The following is a 16,757-nucleotide window of genomic DNA, read 5'->3' on the forward strand; positions in this document are numbered from 1 at the left end:
GGTGGACACGCGCGGGAGGTGTCCACCCTGATGCATGTCCGCCGTGGACATCGGCATGCACCGGCAACTGCCCGAGGCCCCCGAACGCCACTGGGGACCACCGGACGTCCAGCGTCCAGCGGCCCCCAGCAACGGGTCTCCCCGGCCGACTCCTACCCCCCGTCCACCAACCCCGTCTGCACCAGCGGGTTCCCCCGCCGCCGCGTGATGAAGATGCCCCGGCCCGCCGGCATCGGGCGCGGCCGTACGCCGCCGAGGATGTCGCCCTCGGTCGGGTCGCCCGACAGCAGCACGCCCTGCGCACCCAGCTCGGTCATACGCTGGAGGAACGAGTCGTACAGGGCCCGGCTCGCCCCCGCCGTGTTGCGGGCGATGATGAAGCGGACGCCCACGTCCCGCGCGAACGGCAGCAGTTCGGTGAGGGCACCGAGCGGGTTGCCGCTCGACGTCGCGACCAGGTCGAAGTCGTCGATGACCACGTAGACCGTCGGCCCGCGCCACCAGCTGCGGTCCCGCAGCTCCTGGGCCGTGACGTCCGCCGACGGGGTGCGCCGCTTCATGAGGTCGTGCAGCGCGACCATGTGGTGCTCCATGTTGTTGGACATGGGGATGTACTCCGCCAGGTGCGACGGCGGGGTCACGTCCAGCAGCGAGCGCCGGTTGTCGATGACGAAGAGCTTGCAGGAGTCACCGTCGTACCGCTCGGTGAGCTGCTTGATGATCAGCCGCAGCAGATTGGACTTGCCGGACTCGCTCTCGCCGAAGACCAGGAAGAACGGGTCGTGGTCGAAGTCGAGGAAGACCGGCGCCAGGTTGTTCTCGTCGATGCCGAAGGCGATACCGCGCTCCGGAACGGCGTAGCCCGGCGGGAGTTCGCTCGCGGGCAGGGAACGCGGCAGCAGCCGTACCTGCGGCGCGGGCGCCGCCGTCCAGTGCCGGGCGACCTCCTGGTTCATCGCGGCCGTCGCCTCCGACAGGTCGCTGTCGGAGTTGATGCCGTCGATCCGCGGCACCGCCGCCATGAAGTGCAGCTTCTCCGGCGTCAGCCCGCGCCCCGGCACCCCGGCGGGCACGTTGACCGCGACCTTGCGGTCCAGCTCGGAGTCCATGACATCGCCGAGCCGCAGCTCCAGACGGTTCATGAGGTGGTCCTTCAGGCTGGCCCTGACCTCCATGGACCGTGACGCGGTGACGATCAGGTGGATGCCGTAACCGAGGCCCCGCGCCGCGATGTCCACGGCGGCGTTCTCCAGCGCCTCGTAGTCCGTACGGAAGTTGCCCCAGCCGTCGATGATCAGGAAGACGTCACCCCACGGCTGGTCCGTCACCGAGATCTCGCCGCGCGCCCGCATCCGGCGGAAGGTGGCGATGGAGTCGATGCCGGCGCTGCGGAAGTACTCCTCGCGCCGCGACAGGATGCCGTACACCTCGGCGACCGTACGGCGGACCCGCTCGGGGTCGAGCCGCGAGGCGATCCCGCCGACGTGCGGGAGGCCCGCGACGGACGACATGCCGCCGCCGCCGAAGTCGAGCCCGTAGATCTGCACTTCCTGCGGAGTGTGCGTGAGCGCGAAGCCCGCGATGAGCGTACGGAGCAGGGTCGACTTGCCGGACTGCGGACCACCCGTGATCTGCATATGGCCGGCCGCCCCGGAGAAGTCCCGGTACAACGTGTCACGCCGCTGCTCGAACGGCTTGTCGATCACACCCAGCGGTACGACGAGACGCCCCGCACCCTCGAACCCTGGCTGCGTCAGCCCCCGGCCCGGTACGGGCGAGAGCCCCGGCAGGATCTCGTCCAGCGTCGGCGGGTTGTCCAGCGGCGGCAGCCACACCTGGTGGGCCGACGCACCGCGCCCCTCCAGCCGCCGCACGATCACGTCGAGCACGGTGTCCGCCAGCGCGTCGTCGTCCGCCGCCCGTTGCTCCGGCACCCCGGCCTGCGGGCTCGGCTGCACGTACCGCACCGGCACCGGCGCCGCCGTGAACGGAACCGGCCTGCGGTCCACCGGCAGCGGCCCCCCGGACGCGACCGGCTGACCCCCCGCCCGGTACACCCCGGAGACGTACGCGGCCTTGAACCGCACCATCTCCTCCGTACCGAACTTGAGCAGCCCGGAACCGGGCACGTTGGGCAGGTGGTACGCGTCGGGCACCCCGATGGCGGCCCGGGACTCGGCCGCGGAGAAGGTCCGAAGACCGATGCGGTACGAGAGGTACGTCTCCAGGCCGCGCAGCCGCCCCTCCTCCAGGCGCTGCGACGCCAGCAGCAGATGCACGCCCAGCGAGCGGCCGATGCGTCCGATCTGCACGAACATGTCGATGAAGTCGGGCTTCGCCGTCAGCAGCTCGCTGAACTCGTCGATGACCAGGACCAGCGAGGGGATGGGCTGCAGCGGCGCACCCGCCGAGCGCGCCTTCTCGTAGTCGTGGATGTTGGCGTAGTTGCCCGCGTCGCGCAGCATCTCCTGGCGGCGGTTGAGCTCACCGCGGATCGAGTCGCCCATGCGGTCGACCAGCGTCAGGTCGTCCGCCAGGTTGGTGATCACCGCGGCCACGTGGGGCATCTGCGCCATACCGGCGAAGGTCGCACCGCCCTTGAAGTCCGCGAGGACGAAGTTCAGCGTCTCCGAGGTGTGCGTGACGGCGAGGCCGAGCACCAGCGTGCGCAGCAGCTCCGACTTTCCGGAACCCGTCGCGCCCACGCACAGCCCGTGCGGGCCCATGCCCTCCTGCGCCGCCTCCTTGAGGTCCAGCATCACGGGCGCGCCGCCCTCACCGACACCGATCGGCACCCGCAGCCGCTCGGCCTGGGAGCGGGGGCGCCAGGTCCGGCTCACCTCGATGGAGGCCGCGTCCCCCAGGTTCAGCAGATCCGTGAACTCCAGGTTGGCCAGCAGCGGCTCGTCGTCGTCCCCGCCGGTCGCCATGTGCAGCGGGGCCAGCTGCCGGGCGAGCGCCTCCGCCGCCTCGTAACTCAGCAGGTCGGGCTCCCCGTCGTAGACGAGCCCCTGCCCCGACTCCAGCTGCAGCGACTGCGGCTGCACCACGACGGAGAGGCCGCCGCGCGCCCCCTGCACCTCGCCCGGTACGACCTCGATGACCGTCACGCCCTGCAGCCCCTCGGCCGAGGCGAGCACCGACATCGGGGGCACCGAATCGCCGTCCAGGACGACGACGATGTGCGGCTGCTCCAGGAGCGGCTGTCCGCCCGGCTGGAAGCGGGGGCGGCCGTCGAGACGGGCCGCCAGCTGCTGTTCCAGCTCCAGGACGCTGCCGGTGATCAGACGCCGGCTGCCGGCACCGTCGACCGAACCCTTGTCCTGTACGTGGGGGAGCCACTTCGCCCACTCCCACTGCGGGGCCGCCTCGGCGCCCGCCGCGACCCCGATCACCAGGTCCTCGGGGGAGTGCAGCGAGGCCAGCGCACCCACCATCGCCCGCGCCGAGGAGCGCGCGGACTCCGCGTGCCCGCTGATCGTCAGGTGGTAGAACGCCCGCAGCGACACGGCCATGGGCAGGCCGTCCAGCGTGGAGTGCGTCGTCAGGAACTGCTGCATCGCCCCGGCCGTCAGCGGCTCCAGCTCCTCGACCGGCGCCGTCTCGGGCGCGACGAGCGGGGTGGCCAGCTCCTGGCTGCCCAGACCGATGCGCACCTGCGCGAAGTCGGGGTCGGCGACCCGCCGCTCCCACACCCGGCTGCCCTCGGCGACGAGCGCCCACAGCTGCTCGGGCGAGGGGTGCAGATAGAACTGTGCGTCACGCTGCTTGCGCGCCGTCTTCACCACCGTGCGCCGGGTCTGCGTCAGGTACTTCAGATAGTCCCGCCGCATGTCCGCGAGCTGACCCTGGGTGCCCCGCCGGAATCGCACCATCATCGCGATGGCCATGGCGACCGTGGAGGCGATCATGATCACGCCCATGATCCGCATGATCGGGTTCGGCGTCATGAAGAAGAAGACGACCGAACCACCCATGCCCAGCATCGGCAGGAGCTGCATGAGCATGCCCTCCTGCTGGCCCCGGGGCAGCTCCGGCGGAGGTTGCAACTGCACCTGCTCGACCGGCACTTCGGAGGGCAGGGCCCGCGGTGGGCGCTTGACGACGATCTGGCTCACAGCTCACCAATTCCCTTGCCGGACGGAAGTGTTCCTATCGGCGCCCCCGTGGCGACGGGCTCCATCCGCGGGATGGATCCTACTGGCGGAGCGGGGGCACCATGGCGGTAGGGTGTCGCGATGCGTATACGCATCCGCTAACTACCGCAAGAAGGCGGTCATTCGGGACGCGGGGCGGGATCAGCCGTCCCGAGGGGTGTTTCCGGCAGAAGTTCCAGAACGGCACACACCGGTTCCGGAGCGACGGCGGGACACCCCCGGCAGCACGGACGCACAGCGCTGCGGCGCAATGGTGCCAAGGCGCAAAGGCCCAAAGGCACAAAGGCACGAAGGTCCAGAGCAACAGGGGGAGCAGCAGGTGACAATGACGGCCCAAGCGGCAGCCACCACGGCAGGCCGGCCGAGTCACGGGGTCGCGTCCGGCAACGGCACGGGCTTCTGCCGGGTCACAGTCGTCGCACCCGACAGCCGGGTCGACGTCGCGTTGCCCGAGGACGTGCCCGTCGCCGATCTCTACCCCGAGATCCTCCGGCTCTCCGGGCAGAGCCCCGCCCCCGGCGCCCCCGTCGGCTACCACCTCGTACGCCGCGACGGCACCGTCCTGGACAGCGCCCGTACGCTGGCCGGCCACCGCATCCTCGACGGCGAGCTGCTCTCCCTGCGGCCCTTCGCCGAGTCGCTGCCGCCCGCCGTCTTCGACGACGTCTCCGACGCCGTCGCCACCGCCGTGGCCAAGGACCGCACCCTCTGGGGCGACACCCTCATGCGCGGCGCCGGCCTCTTCGGCGGATCCGTCCTGCTGAGCCTGCTGGGCTTCGTGCTGTGGACCGCCGACCCCCGCCACGACATGAACGGGCTGCCGGGCATCCTGGCCGCGGTCACCGCCGTACTCCTGCTCGCCATCGCCTGCGTACGCGCACGGGTCTACGACGACCGGGGCTCGGCCATCGCGCTGGGAACCGGTGCGCTGGTCAACGCGGCGGTCGCCGGTTCCGGACTGCTGTCGCTGAGCGCGGGCCAGGGCGTGGGGCGGCTGCAGTTCCTGCTCGCCTGCGCCGCCGTCCTGGTGGTGGCGGTCATCCTCATGATCGTCGCCCCCGGCGGCGACGGGCCCTTCGTCGCGTTCGTCTTCGCGAGCGCCACCGGCCTCGTGGTCACCTTCATCGCGATCACGGCGGAGCTGGCGCCCACCGAGGCCGCCGCCGTCTGCGCCCCCTTCGCCGTGGGCGCCCTGGCCTTCCTGCCCGGCCTCTCCACCCGCTTCGCCCGCCTTCCCATCGGCTTCGAACCGCCCCGCTCCGCGGTCGGCGACTACGGCACCTCCGAGCCGGCGCCCCAGGGCCCGGTCGACGCCGTACGGCTCGCCGCCCAGGCACGCCGCGGCCATGAGCTGCTCCTCGGCCTGGTCGGCGGCTGCGCGCTGGTGGCCGTGGCCGCCGCCGCGGTGCTCGGCTTCTCGGACAACGTCTGGGGCCAGCTGCTCGCCCTGGCCACCGGGGTCGCCATGCTGATGCGCGCCCACCTGTTCCGCTACACCGCACAGGTCGGCTGCACCCTCGCGGCGGGCCTCGGCTCCCTCGTGCTCCTGGGCATCGGCCTCTCCCTCAACCCGCCGCTCACCCTGGTGCGCGACGCCCTGAGGGGGGACGGCGCCGCACTGGACATCCGTACGGTGTGGCTCGCCGCCGCGGTCGCGGGCGTCGCCGCCCTGATCACCGCGATCGGCCTGATCGTGCCGCGCAAGGGGGTCACCCCGTTCTGGGGCCGCTCCCTGGAGATCGCCGAGACGGTCGTCCTGCTCACCCTGCTGCCGCTCTGCCTGGCGGTCTTCGACGTCTACCGTTCGATCCGCGCCCTCACCAGCTGACCGCCCGAGTGGGCCGTCCGGGTGTGACCCGAATGGCTGGTACTCTGGCCAGTGGCCGTTTGTGTACGCCTCTCCGGGTCTTCCTGGGGACTGCGCTCATCGGACCTTCGCCTCCGAGTCACGGAAGCTCCCCTGAGATCAAGACCAGGGGCACTCGTGGGCGCTTCGAACATCAAGAGGAGTACGCGTGCCGCTCGACGCCGCTACGAAGAAGCAGATCATGTCCGACTTCGCGCAGAAGGAGGGCGACACCGGATCCCCCGAGGTCCAGGTCGCCATGCTTTCCCGCCGTATCTCGGACCTGACGGAGCACCTCAAGACGCACAAGCACGACCACCACTCCCGTCGTGGTCTGCTGATCCTGGTCGGCCAGCGTCGCCGCCTCCTGCAGTACCTGGCCAAGAAGGACATCCAGCGCTTCCGTGCGCTGGTCGACCGCCTCGGCATCCGCCGCGGTGCGGCCGGCGGCGCCAAGTAAGTACGCCGTGGAGAGGGAGCGGTTCCCGCGTCTGAGGGGACCGCTCCCTTTGCCGTACGTGCACGACCGGTGTCAAGCTCAGTAACCTGTACACCGGAACACCCGTAACACCGCAAGACCCGCAACACCGCACACACGAGGGAGAGGCGCAGCGACGCCGCCGCCGGTCCTCGGTAGTGGCCCCCGGGAACATGCCCGGGAGCTTCGATCGAAGACCGGCCCGCACACACGGTGCGCTTCTCCCGCACCGTCCTCCGCCATACGGGCGAGAGGACGAAAGACGACGAGTATGGAGAAATCACTAGTGGAGAACGAGACCCACTACGCCGAGGCCGTTATCGACAACGGAACCTTCGGCACCCGCACCATCCGCTTCGAGACGGGCCGCCTGGCCAAGCAGGCCGCCGGCTCCGCCGTCGCGTACCTGGACGACGACACCATGGTGCTGTCGGCCACCACCGCTTCCAAGCGGCCCAAGGAGAACCTCGACTTCTTCCCCCTCACGGTGGACGTCGAGGAGCGGCAGTACGCGGCCGGCAAGATCCCCGGCTCCTTCTTCCGCCGTGAGGGCCGGCCCTCCGAGGACGCGATCCTCACCTGCCGCCTGATCGACCGCCCGCTGCGCCCCTCCTTCAAGAAGGGCCTGCGCAACGAGATCCAGATCGTCGAGACGATCATGGCGCTCAACCCCGACCACCTGTACGACGTGGTCGCGATCAACGCCGCCTCCTGCTCCACCATCCTGGCGGGCCTGCCCTTCTCCGGCCCGATCGGCGCCACCCGCGTCGCCCTGATCAAGGGCCAGTGGGTCGCGTTCCCGACGCACACCGAGCTCGAGGACGCCGTCTTCGACATGGTCGTCGCCGGTCGCGTCCTGGAGGACGGCGACGTCGCGATCATGATGGTCGAGGCCGAGGCCACCGAGAAGACCATCCAGCTCGTCGCGGACGGCGCCGAGGCTCCCACCGAGGAGATCGTCGCCGCCGGTCTGGACGCCTCGAAGCCCTTCATCAAGGCGCTCTGCAAGGCCCAGTCCGACCTCGCCTCCAAGGCCGCCAAGCCGGTCGGCGAGTTCCCGGTCTTCCTGGACTACCAGGACGACGTCTTCGAGGCGCTCGCCAAGGCCGTCACCTCCGAGCTGACGCAGGCGCTCACCATCGCCGGCAAGCAGGACCGCGAGGCCGAGCTGGACCGCGTCAAGGAGATCGCCGCAGAGAAGCTCCTCCCGGCCTTCGAAGGCCGCGAGAAGGAGATCTCCGCCGCGTACCGCTCGCTGACCAAGCACCTGGTCCGCGAGCGCGTCATCAAGGACAAGGTCCGCATCGACGGCCGCGGCGTCACGGACATCCGTACGCTGGCCGCCGAGGTCGAGGCCATCCCGCGCGTGCACGGCTCGGCGCTCTTCGAGCGTGGCGAGACCCAGATCCTGGGCGTCACCACCCTCAACATGCTCCGTATGGAGCAGCAGCTGGACACCCTCTCCCCGGTGACCCGCAAGCGCTACATGCACAACTACAACTTCCCGCCGTACTCCGTCGGCGAGACCGGCCGCGTGGGCTCGCCCAAGCGCCGCGAGATCGGCCACGGAGCGCTCGCCGAGCGCGCCATCGTGCCGGTTCTCCCCTCGCGCGAGGAGTTCCCCTACGCGATCCGCCAGGTCTCCGAGGCGCTGGGCTCCAACGGCTCGACGTCCATGGGCTCGGTCTGCGCCTCCACCATGTCGCTGCTGAACGCCGGTGTGCCCCTCAAGGCCGCCGTCGCCGGTATCGCCATGGGCCTGATCTCGCAGGAGATCGACGGCAAGACCCACTACGTCGCCCTCACCGACATCCTCGGTGCGGAGGACGCCTTCGGCGACATGGACTTCAAGGTCGCCGGTACGAAGCAGTTCGTGACCGCGCTCCAGCTCGACACCAAGCTCGACGGCATCCCCGCCTCGGTCCTGGCCGCCGCGCTGAAGCAGGCCCGTGACGCGCGTCTGCACATCCTGGACGTCATGAACGAGGCCATCGACGTCCCGGACGAGATGTCCCCGAACGCCCCGCGGATCATCACCGTCAAGATCCCCGTGGACAAGATCGGTGAGGTCATCGGCCCCAAGGGCAAGATGATCAACCAGATCCAGGAGGACACCGGCGCCGACATCACGATCGAGGACGACGGCACCATCTACATCGGTGCCCAGCAGGGTTCGCAGGCCGAGGCCGCCCGCGCCACGATCAACGCGATCGCCAACCCGACCATGCCGGAGGTCGGCGAGCGCTACCTGGGTACGGTCGTCAAGACGACCACCTTCGGTGCGTTCGTCTCGCTCATGCCGGGCAAGGACGGCCTGCTGCACATCTCGCAGATCCGCAAGCTCGCCGGTGGCAAGCGCGTGGAGAACGTCGAGGACGTGCTCGGCGTCGGCGCCAAGGTCCAGGTCGAGATCGCCGAGATCGACTCCCGCGGCAAGCTCTCCCTCATCCCCGTCATCGAGGGTGAAGAGGACGAGACGAAGGACGACACCGACAAGTGACGTCCCGTAGTTCCGCGACGACGGCCCGCACCTCCTCGGAGGCGCGGGCCGTCGCCCGTACCCAAACGCTTCTCAAGGGCAGCAACGGCATCGGAACGGTCCGCCGGACCGTCCTCCCCGGCGGTCTGCGGATCGTCACCGAGACCCTGCCCTCCGTCCGGTCCGCCACCTTCGGCATCTGGGCCAACGTCGGATCACGCGACGAGACGCCCACCCTGAACGGCGCGACCCACTACCTCGAACACCTCCTCTTCAAGGGCACCGCCAAGCGCACAGCCCTCGACATCTCCTCCGCGATCGACGCGGTCGGCGGCGAGATGAACGCCTTCACGGCGAAGGAGTACACCTGCTACTACGCGCGGGTCCTCGACACCGACCTGCCGCTCGCCATCGACGTGGTCTGCGACATGCTGACCGGCTCGCTGATCGCCCCCGAGGACGTCGACGCCGAGCGCGGCGTCATCCTCGAAGAGATCGCGATGACCGAGGACGACCCGGGCGACTGCGTGCACGACCTGTTCGCGCACACCATGCTCGGCGACACCCCCCTCGGCCGCCCGGTCCTCGGCACCGTCGACACGATCAACGCCCTGAACCGGGGCCAGATCGCCCGCTTCTACAAGAAGCACTACGACCCCACGCACCTGGTCGTCGCCGCCGCCGGCAACGTCGACCACGCCACGGTCGTACGCCAGGTCCGCCGCGCCTTCGAGCGTGCCGGGGCCCTCTCCCGTACGGACGCCGTCCCCATGGCGCCCCGCGAGGGCTCCCGCACCCTGCGCACCGCAGGCAAGGTGGAGCTGCTGAACCGCAAGACCGAGCAGGCCCACGTGGTCCTCGGCATGCCCGGCCTCGCCCGCACCGACGACCGCCGCTGGGCGCTCGGCGTCCTCAACACCGCCCTCGGCGGCGGAATGAGCTCACGCCTCTTCCAGGAGGTACGGGAGAAGCGCGGCCTCGCCTACAGCGTGTACTCGTACACCTCGGGCTTCGCCGACTGCGGCCTCTTCGGCGTCTACGCGGGCTGCCGGCCCAGCCAGGTCCACGACGTCCTGAAGATCTGCCGCGACGAGCTGGACCGGGTCGCCGCCCACGGCCTGGACGACGACGAGATCACCCGCGCCATCGGCCAGCTCTCCGGCTCCACCGTCCTCGGCCTGGAGGACACCGGCGCGCTGATGAACCGTATCGGCAAGAGCGAGCTGTGCTGGGGCGAGCAGATGTCGGTCGACGACATGCTGGCCCGCATCGCGGAGGTCACCCCCGACGACGTACGGGAGGTGGCGGGCGAGCTCCTCACCCACCGCCCCTCGCTCTCGGTCATCGGCCCGCTCAAGGACAAGCAGGCGGACCGCCTCCACGAAGCGGTCTCCTAACCCCTTAAGGAATCAAGATGAGCAAGCTGCGCGTAGCCGTTCTCGGTGCGAACGGCCGGATCGGCTCCGAGGCCGTACGAGCCGTCGAGGCCGCCGACGACCTGGAGCTGGTGGCGGCCCTGGGCCGGGGCGACAAGCTGGAGGCCCTCGCCGAGGCGGGAGCCCAGGTCGCCGTCGAGCTGACCACCCCCGCATCGGTGATGGGCAACCTCGACTTCTGTGTCCGGCACGGCATCCACGCCGTCGTCGGCACGACGGGCTGGACCGACGAACGGCTCGCGCAGCTCAACGCCTGGCTGGAGAACTCCCCGGAGACCGGCGTCCTCATCGCCCCGAACTTCTCCATCGGCGCGGTCCTGACCATGAAGTTCGCGGAGCAGGCCGCCCGCTACTTCGAGTCCGTCGAGGTCGTCGAGCTCCACCACCCCAACAAGGTCGACGCCCCCTCCGGCACCGCCACCCGCACCGCCCAGCTCATCGCGGCGGCCCGCGCGAAGGCGGGCAGCGCCCCTCAGCCGGACGCCACGACCACCGCCCTGGACGGCGCCCGCGGCGCGGACGTCGACGGCGTCCCGGTCCATGCGATCCGCCTCCGCGGGCTGCTGGCCCACCAGGAAGTGCTGCTCGGCGGCGAGGGCGAGACCCTCACCATCCGCCACGACTCCCTCCACCACAGCAGCTTCATGCCGGGCATCCTGCTCGGCGTGCGCCGCGTGGTGACCATTCCCGGCCTCACCTTCGGCCTGGAACACTTCCTCGACCTGAACTGACTGGGCCCCCATGCGCGCGAAGATCACCTACTTCATCACCGCCGCCGTCCTGGTCTTCTACTTCGTCCTGGTCGGCGGCCGCGGTCTGATGCTCATCCGGCACGGCACGCTGCTCACGGTCACGTTCGGCGTAGCCGTGCTGATCCTGCCGGTGATCGGCGTCTGGTTCCTCTGGAAGAACACCCAGTTCGCCCGGCGCGCCAACGCCCTGGCCGCCGAGCTGGAGGCGGAGGGCGGCCTGCCGGTCGACGACCTGCTCCGCACCCCGTCCGGCCGCATCGACCGGGACTCCGCCGACGCGGTCTTCACCAAGCGCCGCGAGGAGACCGAGGACGCCCCGGACGACTGGCGCACCTGGTTCAGGCTGGCGGTCGCCTACCAGGACGCGAGGGACACCCCAAGAGCCCGCAAGGCCATGCAGAGAGCAATCGCGCTGCGTACTTCAAGCCCGTCCGGCGTTTGAGGACATCTTTCACGCTGTACGCAGGTGAGCCCGGGACCCCACAAGGGCCCCGGGCTCACTCACGTCTCACGGCAACGGCTCACCCGTGCCGATACTCATCCGCCCAAGCCTCAACCGCATCCGTGGCCCGCTCGAACGCCTCATCACGCCCGAGGAAGTCCGCGTTGTGGTCGGACGTCAGCGGCGGCAGCGTCTCCCCGTTCTGCCGGACCACGATCAGGGCCTGGCCCTGCACCGTACGGGGCAGCCCCAGCCACTTGACGGGCTGCTGGACCGTACGGACGGAGGCGGTGGCCCCCCACGGCACTGTGGTGGTCCGGAAGAACCCCACGCGCCGCACACCGTGCCGACTGACCCACGCGCCGACGCGCAGGAGCCGCAGGGCGGCACCGATCAGCGCACCGGCCAGCAGCAGGCACACCACGGCACCGGAAGGCGCTCCGGCGAAAGCGATGATCATCGCCGCGAGCAGAACGAACGACGCCAGCAACAACACACCGGCCGCCGCCGCGACCCGCCACGGGCCGGGGCGGTAGGGCCGCCGCCAGCTGTCGTGGTCGTCGAACGGCAGCGCAACGTCCTCCGCGCTCGCATCGAATGCGCGGTCGGCCGTCAGAAAGGGCAGGGGCACGACTCATCCTCACTCACAAGCACGCTCGATTGCTGTGCCCGGTGAGGCTACCGAGGCCGCCCCCGCCCAGACCACCCCAGGGGGTCCGTACGAGTAGTTCAGCGGCCCTGGGACGTACTCAGCGCCCCTGGGACGCTTCGGACTGCTTGCCGTGCGAGGCGGACTGCCCGGAGTCGAGCGCCGGAAGGCCCAGCAGCAGCGAGCCCACGAGCCCGGCGACCACGGTCAGCCCGATCAGCGAGCGCCCCAGCAGCTCGGGAACGCTGGCACGGACGGCAGGAGGGGGAGTGACGTTGCTGCGGAACCGGTCGGACTCGGCGACGAACGAGAACGGGACGGATTCACGCCGGCGGAACATGAGGAAACTCTCCTTGATCTGTGTGACGGGTGCTGCTAATGAGTCAGACGTACGAAGGGCCGGATCGGTGCCCCGAATCGCCGTTGCGTTTCAAGGACTCCACGAACGGCTGCCCGACTCACTTGCTTGCATGCAAGCAACGGGTGCATGCGTGCAAGCAAGTGACCCGTAAAGTGGTCGCCGCCCGAGCGCCGCCCCTGGAAGGACCCCCGCCGGTGACCGACACCCCCGAACCCGCAAAGCCCCACTTCCGTAGCGATGTCACCGTTGACCTGGTGAAAAGCGCCGCGGGCGACGCGGACGTGCTCTTCGCCGCCCGGGTCTCCACCGCCGGCGAGCAGTCGCTGGAAGAGGTCACCAAGGACCCGGAACGGTCCAAGGGGCTGATCAACTACCTCATGCGGGACCGGCACGGCAGCCCGTTCGAGCACAACTCGATGACCTTCTTCATCAGCGCCCCGATCTTCGTCTTCCGCGAGTTCATGCGGCACCGCGTGGGCTGGTCGTACAACGAGGAATCGGGCCGCTACAGGGAGCTGGAGCCGGTCTTCTACGTCCCCGGAACCTCCCGCAAGCTGGTCCAGCAGGGCCGCCCCGGCAAGTACGAGTTCGTCGAGGGCACCGAGGAGCAGTACGACCTCACGACCCGCGCCATGGAGGACTCCTACCGGGCCTCGTACGCCGCCTACCAGGAGATGCTCGCGGCAGGCGTGGCCCGCGAGGTCGCCCGCGCGGTCCTCCCGGTCGGTCTCTTCTCGACGATGTACGCCACGTGCAACGCGCGCTCCCTGATGCACTTCCTCGGCCTGCGCACCCAGCACGAGCTGGCGAAGGTCCCGTCCTTCCCGCAGCGCGAGATCGAGATGGTCGGCGAGCAGATGGAAGCCCACTGGGCGCAGCTCATGCCGCTCACTCATGCGGCCTTCAACAAAAATGGACGAGTAGCCCCGTAAGCGGTGTCCGTATTGCGGCGTTTCGAGAAGTTCATCTAGGCTGATCAAACGGACCCGGCACTGCTTGAACCCCCGAGCAGGCAGTGCCGGGCTCCTCTTCCCCGTCCCCCCGAGGGGGGACCACGCGCTGAGCAGCGAGTAGCGTGTTACCCATGGCTCCGATCTCCACTCCGCAGACCCCCTTCGGGCGGGTCCTCACCGCTATGGTCACGCCCTTCACGGCGGACGGCGCTCTCGACCTCGACGGCGCCCAGCGGCTCGCCGCCCATCTGGTGGACGCAGGCAACGACGGACTGATCGTCAACGGCACCACCGGTGAGTCCCCGACCACCAGTGACGCGGAGAAGGACCAGCTCGTACGGGCGGTGCTCGAAGCGGTCGGAGACCGGGCGCACGTGGTCGCCGGCATCGGCACCAACGACACCCGCCACAGCGTCGACCTCGCCCGCACGGCCGAGCGCACCGGCGCCCACGGGCTCCTCGCCGTCACGCCGTACTACAACAAGCCGCCGCAGGAAGGCCTCCTGCGGCACTTCACGGCCATCGCCGACTCCACCGGCCTGCCCGTGATGCTGTACGACATCCCCGGCCGCAGCGGGGTCCCGATCGACACGGAGACCCTCGTACGGCTGGCCGACCACCCGCGGATCGTCGCCAACAAGGACGCCAAGGGAGACCTGGGCCGCGCCAGCTGGGCCATCGCCCAGTCCGGCCTCGCCTGGTACTCCGGCGACGACATGCTCAACCTCCCGCTCCTCTCGGTCGGCGCGGTCGGCTTCGTCTCCGTCGTGGGCCACATGGTCACCCCCGACCTGCGGGCGCTGATCGAGGCCCACCTGAGCGGCGACGTCCAGAAGGCCACCGAGATCCACCAGAAGCTGCTCCCGGTCTTCACGGGCATGTTCCGCACCCAGGGCGTGATCACGACCAAGGCCGCGCTGACGCTCCAGGGCCTCCCGGCCGGACCGCTGCGCCTGCCCCTGGTGGAACTCACCGCCCAGGAGACGGCCCAGCTCAAGATCGACCTGGCCGCCGGCGGGGTACAGCTGTAACCACAGACTTCACAACTGAATGACGGAACGAGCGAGGCACCTCGCGAGAGCACGACCCCAGACAACAGCAAGTGCACGAATGACATGCGCGCCACGTGCCTCAGCGGTACGTGGCGCGTGTGGTTAAGGAGAGTCTTTTGAGCCATCCGCACCCTGAACTCGGCACCCCCCCGAAGCTCCCCAAGGGCGCCCTGCGGGTCACCCCGCTCGGCGGCCTGGGCGAGATCGGCCGCAACATGACGGTCTTCGAGTACGGCGGCCGCCTGCTCATCGTCGACTGCGGCGTCCTCTTCCCCGAGGAGGAGCAGCCGGGCATCGACCTGATCCTGCCGGACTTCACCACGATCCGGGACCGCCTGGACGACATCGAGGGCATCGTCCTCACGCACGGCCACGAGGACCACATCGGTGGTGTCCCGTACCTGCTGCGTCTGAAGGCGGACATCCCGCTGATCGGTTCGAAGCTGACCCTCGCGCTCATCGAGGCGAAGCTCCAGGAGCACCGCATCCGCCCGTACACCCTCGAAGTCACCGAGGGCCAGCGCGAGCGCATCGGCGTCTTCGACTGCGAGTTCATCGCGGTCAACCACTCGATCCCGGACGCCCTCGCGGTCGCCATCCGCACCCCCGCGGGCATGGCCGTGGCCACCGGTGACTTCAAGATGGACCAGCTCCCGCTGGACGGCCGTCTCACCGACCTGCACGCGTTCGCCCGGCTGAGCGAGGAGGGCATCGACCTTCTCCTCTCCGACTCCACGAACGCCGAGGTCCCCGGCTTCGTACCGCCCGAGCGGGACATCTCCAACGTCCTGCGCACGGTCTTCGCCAACGCGCAGAAGCGCATCATCGTGGCGAGCTTCGCCAGCCATGTGCACCGCATCCAGCAGATCCTGGACGCCGCCCACGAGTACGGCCGCAGGGTCGCCTTCGTCGGCCGCTCGATGGTCCGCAACATGGGCATCGCCCGTGACCTCGGCTACCTGAAGGTCCCCGCGGGCCTGGTGGTCGACGTCAAGACCCTCGACGACCTCCCGGACGACGAGGTCGTGCTGGTCTGCACGGGCTCGCAGGGCGAGCCGATGGCGGCCCTCTCCCGGATGGCCAACCGCGACCACCAGATCCGGATCGTTCCCGGCGACACGGTGATCCTGGCGTCGTCCCTCATCCCCGGCAACGAGAACGCGGTCTACCGCGTGATCAACGGCCTGACCCGCTGGGGCGCCAACGTCGTCCACAAGGGCAACGCCAAGGTCCACGTCTCGGGCCACGCCTCGGCCGGCGAGCTGCTGTACTTCTACAACATCTGCAAGCCGAAGAACCTGATGCCGGTCCACGGCGAATGGCGCCACCTGCGGGCCAACGCCGAGCTGGGAGCCCTCACGGGCGTGCCCAAGGACCACATCGTCATCGCCGAGGACGGCGTGGTCGTCGACCTCATCGACGGCAAGGCCAAGATCGTCGGCAAGGTCCAGGCCGGTTACGTGTACGTCGACGGCCTCTCCGTCGGCGACGTCACCGAGACCTCCCTCAAGGACCGCCGCATCCTCGGTGACGAGGGCATCATCTCGGTCTTCATCGTGGTCGACAGCTCCTCCGGCAAGATCGTGGGCGGCCCCCACATCCAGGCCCGGGGCTCCGGCATCGACGACAGCGCGTTCGTCGGCGTCACCCCGAAGATCCAGGAAGCCCTGGACAAGCAGGCACAGGACGGCGTCATGGAGCCCCACCAGCTCCAGCAGATGGTCCGCCGCGTCGTCGGCAAGTGGGTGTCCGACACCTACCGCCGGCGCCCGATGATCCTCCCGGTCGTCGTCGAGGTCTGACCCTCCTGACCAGCCCGTACGGGAGCGGGGCCCCTCGATTTGCATCGGGGCGCCCCGCTCCAGTACGTTTACGGCTCCGCTCGACCGGGAAGCACCGCGCGCACTCGTGCGCCGGAGACACCCCGACGGGGCGGGAATTCCGACTCAGAATCTCTGATAAAGTCGGATCCGCCGAAAGGCAAGGCCACTCCACAGGCCACCGGAAATCGAATTCGGACCGGAAACGGAACGGAAAAGAGTCTGGTAAAGTTGGAACCGCCGGAAAGGGAAAACGCGAAAGCGAAGAACCTCGAAAGCGAAAACCGCTTGACCCGCTTCGACCGGGAATCGGACACGAAAGAGTCTGATAG

General features: G+C 69.5%; 12 protein-coding genes. 9 read left to right on the forward strand and 3 right to left on the reverse strand.

Annotated elements, in window-relative coordinates:
• Window positions 1–152 precede the first annotated feature (152 nt).
• A complete protein-coding gene (locus IE264_RS15330) occupies window positions 153–4,118 on the reverse strand; it encodes a type VII secretion protein EccC (RefSeq protein WP_032757363.1) in 3,966 nt (1,321 codons plus the stop codon).
• 364 nt (window positions 4,119–4,482) lie between these two features.
• On the opposite strand from IE264_RS15330, the gene eccD reads away from it, so the two are divergent.
• From eccD to IE264_RS15360, 6 genes are all read left to right on the forward strand, one after another.
• The gene (gene eccD, locus IE264_RS15335) at window positions 4,483–5,985 is read left to right on the forward strand and encodes a type VII secretion integral membrane protein EccD (protein WP_032757362.1); all 1,503 of its coding nucleotides are present in this window, start codon (window positions 4,483–4,485) and stop codon (window positions 5,983–5,985) included.
• 187 nt (window positions 5,986–6,172) lie between these two features.
• Window positions 6,173–6,463: a 30S ribosomal protein S15 gene (gene rpsO / locus IE264_RS15340; protein WP_015611843.1), complete on the forward strand. Its 291-nt coding sequence runs from the start codon at window positions 6,173–6,175 to the stop codon at window positions 6,461–6,463.
• A gap of 304 nt (window positions 6,464–6,767) precedes the next feature.
• Window positions 6,768–8,981, forward strand: a complete 2,214-nt coding sequence (locus IE264_RS15345) for a polyribonucleotide nucleotidyltransferase (protein ID WP_032757360.1) — start codon at window positions 6,768–6,770, stop codon at window positions 8,979–8,981.
• Complete coding sequence (locus tag IE264_RS15350; RefSeq protein WP_032757358.1) at window positions 8,978–10,357, forward strand: M16 family metallopeptidase; 1,380 nt, start codon at window positions 8,978–8,980, stop codon at window positions 10,355–10,357. The genes IE264_RS15345 and IE264_RS15350 overlap by 4 nt, the downstream gene beginning before the upstream one ends.
• A 17-nt stretch (window positions 10,358–10,374) precedes the next feature.
• Entirely contained in the window at window positions 10,375–11,127 is a 753-nt protein-coding gene (gene dapB / locus IE264_RS15355) for a 4-hydroxy-tetrahydrodipicolinate reductase (protein ID WP_032757356.1), read from the forward strand.
• Between the two features lie 10 nt (window positions 11,128–11,137).
• Window positions 11,138–11,590, forward strand: coding sequence for a tetratricopeptide repeat protein (locus IE264_RS15360; RefSeq protein ID WP_015611847.1), 453 nt, complete (start codon window positions 11,138–11,140; stop codon window positions 11,588–11,590).
• A 79-nt stretch (window positions 11,591–11,669) separates the two neighbouring features.
• On the opposite strand, the gene IE264_RS15365 is transcribed toward IE264_RS15360, so the two are convergent.
• Both IE264_RS15365 and IE264_RS15370 read right to left on the reverse strand, forming a co-directional pair.
• Window positions 11,670–12,221, reverse strand: a complete 552-nt coding sequence (locus IE264_RS15365) for an SCO5741 family PH domain-containing membrane protein (RefSeq protein ID WP_015611848.1) — start codon at window positions 12,219–12,221, stop codon at window positions 11,670–11,672.
• Window positions 12,222–12,339: 118 nt separating this feature from the next.
• Window positions 12,340–12,579: a hypothetical protein gene (locus tag IE264_RS15370; RefSeq protein WP_015611849.1), complete on the reverse strand. Its 240-nt coding sequence runs from the start codon at window positions 12,577–12,579 to the stop codon at window positions 12,340–12,342.
• 215 nt (window positions 12,580–12,794) lie between these two features.
• Between IE264_RS15370 and thyX the strand changes: the two genes are divergently transcribed.
• The 3 genes from thyX (at window position 12,795) to IE264_RS15385 (ending at window position 16,407) form a co-directional block, all read left to right on the forward strand.
• Window positions 12,795–13,532, forward strand: coding sequence for an FAD-dependent thymidylate synthase (thyX, locus tag IE264_RS15375; RefSeq protein WP_030569294.1), 738 nt, complete (start codon window positions 12,795–12,797; stop codon window positions 13,530–13,532).
• A 152-nt stretch (window positions 13,533–13,684) separates the two neighbouring features.
• Complete coding sequence (dapA, locus tag IE264_RS15380) at window positions 13,685–14,584, forward strand: 4-hydroxy-tetrahydrodipicolinate synthase (protein ID WP_015611851.1); 900 nt, start codon at window positions 13,685–13,687, stop codon at window positions 14,582–14,584.
• A gap of 137 nt (window positions 14,585–14,721) precedes the next feature.
• Window positions 14,722–16,407, forward strand: coding sequence for a ribonuclease J (locus tag IE264_RS15385; protein WP_015611852.1), 1,686 nt, complete (start codon window positions 14,722–14,724; stop codon window positions 16,405–16,407).
• The last annotated feature ends 350 nt before the right edge of the window (window positions 16,408–16,757 follow it).

It is taken from the genome of Streptomyces microflavus, from assembly GCF_014650075.1.
GTDB lineage: Bacteria > Actinomycetota > Actinomycetes > Streptomycetales > Streptomycetaceae > Streptomyces > Streptomyces microflavus.